Source organism: Bartonella tribocorum (assembly GCF_002777915.1).
GTDB classification, from domain to species: Bacteria; Pseudomonadota; Alphaproteobacteria; order Rhizobiales; family Rhizobiaceae; genus Bartonella; species Bartonella tribocorum_A.
In genome coordinates, this window is record NZ_NJGE01000094.1 from 1 (window position 1) to 589 (window position 589).

Sequence of the window (589 nt, forward strand, 5' to 3'; positions counted from 1 at the left end):
GTGCATGGACAGCTCCGAGTTTCAAAGTTAAAACCATTAAGGATGATGGCAACGCTGGGGAAGGGGATTATGCGAGCGTATCAGAAGCATTTGAAGGTGTAGGTACTTCATTCACGAATCTTCACCAAGAGCTTAACAAAGCCATTAACCAAGTTGTGGATGATAGTCTTGTCAAGCAAGAAGATACGACCAAGGTTATTAAGATCGGTGCGGAGAAAGAGGGTACAGAAATCACCGTTGCAAACAGTGAAGGTATCGCTCGTAGTATTTCTGGTGTAAAAGCAGCAACAAAAGATGATGAAGCGGTTAATAAAATGCAGCTTGATCAAAGTTTGGAAGCACTTTCTAAGGATCTTCAGTCAGAAGATTCAGCGGTTGTTCTTTACGATAAGGCAGATGGTAAAACTGATTATACAAATGTGACTTTGGGTAAGGGTAAAGATTCTTCTCCAGTGGGACTTCATAATGTTGCTGATGGTAAGATTGTTCAGAATTCCCATGATGCAATCACAGGTGGCCAGATTAATACGATCGGTGAAAATATTGCCAAGTTCTTAGGAGGTGAATCAGCCTTTAAAGATGGTGGTTT

At 41.3% G+C, this 589-nt stretch carries 1 pseudogene; it reads left to right on the forward strand.

Annotation, left to right across the window (positions count from 1 at the left end):
* A pseudogene (locus CER18_RS10195) lies at positions 1-589 on the forward strand (hypothetical protein); the annotation flags it as partial.